Source organism: Pseudanabaena sp. 'Roaring Creek' (genome assembly GCF_001402795.1).
Lineage (GTDB): Bacteria > Cyanobacteriota > Cyanobacteriia > Pseudanabaenales > Pseudanabaenaceae > Pseudanabaena.
On the sequence record NZ_LIRE01000722.1, the window covers coordinates 1 to 5,758 of the forward strand.

3 protein-coding genes are annotated in these 5,758 nt (G+C 44.3%); 2 read left to right on the plus strand and 1 reads right to left on the minus strand.

Annotation, left to right across the window (positions count from 1 at the left end; genetic code table 11):
- Window positions 1-258 precede the first annotated feature (258 nt).
- Window positions 259-1,608, minus strand: coding sequence for an ammonium transporter (locus AC805_RS21185; RefSeq protein ID WP_055077246.1), 1,350 nt, complete (start codon window positions 1,606-1,608; stop codon window positions 259-261).
- Between the two features lie 966 nt (window positions 1,609-2,574).
- On the opposite strand from AC805_RS21185, the gene ctpC reads away from it, so the two are divergent.
- Together ctpC and AC805_RS21195 are read left to right on the plus strand one after the other, a co-directional pair.
- Window positions 2,575-3,840: a carboxyl-terminal processing protease CtpC gene (gene ctpC, locus AC805_RS21190; RefSeq protein WP_055077244.1), complete on the plus strand. Its 1,266-nt coding sequence runs from the start codon at window positions 2,575-2,577 to the stop codon at window positions 3,838-3,840.
- Between the two features lie 539 nt (window positions 3,841-4,379).
- On the plus strand, window positions 4,380-5,678 hold the full coding sequence (locus tag AC805_RS21195; protein ID WP_055077245.1) for a hypothetical protein: 1,299 nt from the start codon (window positions 4,380-4,382) through the stop codon (window positions 5,676-5,678).
- The last annotated feature ends 80 nt before the right edge of the window (window positions 5,679-5,758 follow it).

A 5,758-nucleotide genomic window follows, 5' to 3' on the forward strand; every position in this document is an offset into this window, starting at 1 on the left:
AAGCGCCACCACCCATCTTTGTTTTTTATATAAGTAAAGCTTACACCGCTATATATTTAAAGCACGCAAACATATCCCATACATAGAGAGGCAGTAGGTTATATCTACTACCTCTCTATGTTTGTGAGTTATATTGCAATGTAATTTGTCCTTAGGAAGTAATCCCCAAAACATAAGTGACGGAGCCTAGTACCATCACTCATCTTTTGGGGCTCTAAGAGACCATAGCTATATATAAAAAAGCTATATGTAAGGAGGTTAACCCTCGGAAGAGCTTTTTACGAATACACCAGATCCAAAGTCACTACCGTAACCTTCCTCGCCATGAACGGGCAAATCAATACCTTGTTCTTCAACTGAAGGTGCAACTCTCAAGTCCATAAATAGTTTAAGGACAAAAAGAATAACGAACGTAGCAACTGCTGAAACTATATAGGTAGTCGCAACGCCATAAAACTGAATCAAGATCTGCCCACCATTACCGTCTAGCAAACCGAGGGGGATATCTGCTCCCTTAGCATCCTTCATCAGGTTTACTGCTTTAGTTGCAAATACACCTGTCAACATTGCCCCAACGGTTCCACCAACACCATGTACTGAGTAGGTATCTAATGAGTCGTCAAACTTGAACTTAGCGCGTAAGCTTACGGCAATAAAGCAGCATACTGCTGTAATAGAACCAATTAGAATTGCACCGATGGGAGTAACAAAACCTGCCGCAGGGGTAATACCCACTAGTCCAGCAAGAAAGCCACTGGCAATACCAACTGCGGTTGGTTTACCCCGTAGAACCCATTCAACTATTAGCCATGTCAAGCCACCTGCTGAGGTTGCGACGCTAGTAGCTACAAAGGCAACGGCGGCAACTGAACCAGCACTAAGAGCGCTACCAGCATTAAAGCCAAACCAACCAAACCATAGCAAGCCGATACCTAAGAGGACGTAAGGAACGTTGTGAGGAGTATGGGGTCTCGTGGCAAAATCCTTACGCGAACCAACCATTAAAACTGCAACCACCGCAGCAACGCCAGAGCTGATATGCACAACAGTACCACCAGCAAAGTCAAGAGCTCCCAACTCTCCTAAAAATCCTCTTCCCCATACCATGTGCGCAAGAGGTGAGTAAGCAAAGGTAGACCAAAGAAGAATAAACCAGAAGTAAGCCTTGAAGCTCATGCGTTCGACAATCGCCCCCGAAATCAATGCAGGAGTGATGATCGCAAACATCATTTGATAGACCATGTATACAGCATGGGGAATTGTACCCGCATAGCCAACTGGATCTACATCATCAAATTTGACTCCATTAAGAAAAGTCCAATCAAGACCACCAATAAATTTTTGGATGCCTTGTCCATAGGTAAAATCAGCAGCCTTGGCTGATACATCAAAGGCTAAGCTGTAGCCCCACAGTACCCAAGTAACACCAACAACTGCCATGAGCAGGAGGCTCATCATCATCGTATTCAGTACGTTACGGGTACGGACTAAACCACCGTAAAAGAAAGCCAAACCAGGGGTCATCAACAATACAAGGGCTGCTGCTAACAACATAAAGGCAGTATCACCTGAATTAATAGGCGAAGCGGCTGGAGCAGGAGCAAGCAGCTTGTCAAGTGCGGCTTTCTGATCTTTTGTTAAAGTTACAACATCACCGCTTGCCGAAGGGGCAGGTGAAGCGCTAGGCGATGCCGAAGGTGAGGCACTGGCTGAAGCACTAGGCGATGCTGAAGGCGAAGCGCTAGCCGAAGGGCTTGCAGATGCACTAGCTGAAGGGCTTGCCGTAGAAGTAGCAGTGCTAGTCGGGCTTGCCGAAGCGGAGGGAGAAGTAGTCGCTTGAGCCCAAGTCTGCCCTGTAAAAGGAAAACTCACCAACCACAGGACTAGCAACGCACTCAATAGAAATTTTTTGATCACAGACTCTATCCTTTCACAAAGTTTTCTTGTCATCACAATAAGGCGACATGAGTGTGCAAACACCGTTTCAGGGAGCATTTCAAGGTTGAAACGCTAAGAACATTTGGCGCTCACAATCCCATTTGTATAGTTACCATAGAGAATTTATTCAAGAATGATTTCATCAACTTATACGGCATTCATTTGTATTAGAAGCTACATTTCTTATATTGATAGCGATAAAATCTATGGATTAATGCTGAAATTATGACTACGGCATCAGAATTAGCCCTACTTGAGAGTGCTTTATGTATCCAAAAATTTAGTTTTTAGATCGAAAAGAACAAGGTTTTATTCATAAATATCTGCTCCCTAAAAATTAGGCTCTAAGAGTAGCTAAGTAAAACCAGAGAGTGTACCGCCCGCTGCGCGGGCGGTACACTCTCTGGTTTTACTTTTTAATTATGCTTAACTGCTTAGCAACATAAGGTCTGTTGAACTAACGTGAATTCGGGATAATTTGAAACGGGCTTTGAGAAAGGGTTAAGCTGGCGTTAATTACACTTAGTAGAATGAGCTATGTTAATTCGATCACACGCTTAAAAGCTGCTGTGCTAGAGTTGGTGTAATTTAAAAAATCTCACATTCCTCACACAAATCACTTTTCAGGAAGTTGACATGGCAAAAGGCGGACTTGTACTTGGTACAACAGCAGCATTAGCTGCGGCTGTGGCAGTTGTTGGTTTTCAGCTAGCAAACCCTAGCATCGCCGCATTTCGGGATAGCCCTAAAGAAATCGTTGATGAAGCTTGGCAGCTAATTAACCGTGAATATGTTGATGGCTCTTTCAATAAGGTTGACTGGCGACAGGTCAGACGGCAATACGTTGAAAACCGAGATTATTCATCTAAGGCTGAAGCTTATCGTTCGGTTCGGGAAATGCTTAAACTGTTGGACGATCCCTACACGCGATTTATGGATCCCGAACAGTTCAAGAGTATGCAGATTGATACATCGGGGGAGCTTACAGGGGTTGGTATCCAACTTGGGATGGATGATGCGACTAAGCAACTCACGGTCGTTGCTCCCATTGAAGATTCTCCTGCATCCCGTGCGGGGGTTTTAACAAAAGACATCATTACTTCGATCGCAGACAAGTCTACTGATGGCATGGATATTAACCAAGCAGTTGCCTTAATCCGTGGTCCCGCAGGGACAAAGGTAAAATTAGGGATCAAGCGTGGCGATCGCCAGTTTGATGTGGAACTAGAACGGGCAAAAATTGAGATCCATCCAGTTAAAGCCGAACTGCGCGACACAAACATTGGTAAGGTTGGCTATATTAGCCTGCGCCAGTTCAATGCTAATGCCGCTAGCGATATGCGTAAAGCAATCCAAGATCACGTAAACAAAGGAGCTGTAGGCTTTGTACTGGATCTGCGCTCTAACCCTGGTGGCTTGCTATATTCCAGTGCTGAAATCGCACGGATGTGGTTGGATAACGCCACCATCGTCTCCACGATCGATCGTAAGGGCGAAAGCGAGCGTTTAACTGCCAATCGCCAATCTCTCACCAACAAACCCCTTGTGGTGTTAGTGGATGGTGGCTCGGCAAGTGCTAGCGAAATCTTATCTGGTGCTTTACAAGATAATAAGAGAGCGGTCATCGTTGGTACTAAAACCTTTGGCAAAGGTCTAGTACAGTCGGTTCATTCCCTTAGCGATGGCTCAGGCATGGCTGTAACGATCGCTAAGTACTACACTCCAAGCGGACGAGATATCAATCACATGGGTATTGTTCCCGATCGTGTAATTGAACTGACGAAGGACGATCTTGAAAAGCTTAATAAGAATCGCGATCTAGTCGGCACTATTTCCGATCCGCAATTTGCTAAAGCGATTGATATTTTGTCGGGCGAACTCAAGAGCGTTAGTTCGCGTTAAATCTTTCGGACAGTGGAGTTTGATTTCCTCAGTCAGATAGTCGATTTTCAAAAAATAAAGGTTAGCTCATCAAGCTAACCTTTATTTTTTGATTTCCCTTAATCTCAACCAAGACCGCAATATAGCTATAGCCAAATAATACCAATTCCCAAAAGTGTGGCTACACTTTTGGGAATTAAAAACCAAACCCAGTAAGGGTTTTAAAATCACAAAATGGCGTAGCCATTTTGTGATTTGGTATAAGTTAAGACATAAAACCCAGAAGAGTGTTGCGGCGCTTCGCGCCGCAACACTCTTCTGGGTTTTGTTTTTGTCCTAACATAACTGGCTACTGCTATACCAATTCACTGAAGTGAGCCAACATTTCAATGAATTATTTCCATGAATTAAAAGACAACCCCAGTAAGGTTTTGAGATTCCCAAAATGGTAACGCCATTCTGGGAATTGATATTAGGATGATCGTAGAGACAATCTCGGCTTGTCTCAATCTTGCTTATTTCCATCATAATAGTCTTAGAAGTTCGATTAGGGAAAGCATATGGCTCCGCGTACAGCAGTGATGGAAGCCGTCGAAAAGCTCAACTATCGGGTCACGATAGGTGATGTGGCGGCTCAGTCTGGACTTAGTTTAAATGCAGCACAACGGGAGGTATTGGCCCTTGCCTCGGAAACGGGTGGAAATATCCAAGTTGCCGAATCGGGGGAAATTGCCTATAAATTTGCGCCAAACTTTCGGCAAATCCTGATCAATCGTTCGTTTTGGCTACAGGTCAAGGAATGGCTTCAGGGAGTTTGGAAATGGGTTTTTTATGCAATCCGTATTTCCTTTGGTATTTTACTGATCCTATCGATCTTGATCGTGGTGATTGGTATTATTGCCGCCACGATCGCTTTACAAAGCCAAGGACGGAGCGACAACGATCGCAACGATCGCCGCAGTGATAATCGTGGCGGTGGTGGCTTTATCTTTTTAGGTGGCTGGGGCAATCCCTTTGGCAATCCCTTTATTATGTTTGCGCCCGATTATTACGAGCCGCAGCAGCTCAAACAGCGCGATCCCGATGAGATGAACTTTTTAGAAAGTGTATTTTCATTTCTATTTGGCGATGGCAATCCCAACGCCGATCTAGAAGAACGCCGTTGGCGCGAAATCGCCGCTATGATCCGCAGCAATAATGGTGTCGTCATTGCCGAGCAAATTGCGCCCTACCTCGATGACATTACCTATAAAGAAAATAATGAATATTTTGTGATTCCCGTACTGGCAAAATTTAATGGCTTCCCCGAAGTGAGTGACGCAGGAACCCTTGCCTATAAATTTCCCGAACTCCAAAAAGTCGCCTCGGAACGCAAAGCTCAAACCAAAAGTGCTTATTTAAAAGAAAAAGTTTGGCAGTTTAGTCAAGCCTCTCAAGGCAAAATAGCTCTATCGATCGGGCTAGGTATTTTTTATCTAGTCTCATCTTTGGTCTTGAGCAATTTACTTGTCAATCCTAGATTAGCTTCAGTCATAGCTTCTGGCGGTTTTTTGGGCTTAGTAAAAGCGGCTATGGGCTTTCTTTTGGGTTATGCGGTGTTATTTCTCTCTATTCCTTTAGTTCGTTATTTTGTCCTGCAATATCTAAATAATGGGATTGGCGATCGCAACCAAAAGCGGGCGGCTTTTGCTGACAAGCTGCAAAAGCCCTCACCAACATTACGCGACAAGCTAAACTTTGCGAGTACTTTTGCCACGCAGCAAGAGGTCATCGATCAAGACAATCTTGCCTACACGACCGAACAGGATTTGGCGGATCAGGAATATGCCAAAATGCTCAAGGAAAATAAGGACTTATGATTTAAGTAATCAGAGAGAGTACCGCCCGCTTAGCGGGCGGTACTCTCTCTGGTTTTATATTTTTAATTATGCTGAGGTAC

Coding starts and splice junctions, on each gene's coding strand:
- ctpC (WP_055077244.1), top strand. CDS start 2,575: ATGGCAAAAGGCGGACTTGTACTTGGTACAACAGCAGCATTAGCTGCG.
- AC805_RS21195 (WP_055077245.1), top strand. CDS start 4,380: ATGGCTCCGCGTACAGCAGTGATGGAAGCCGTCGAAAAGCTCAACTAT.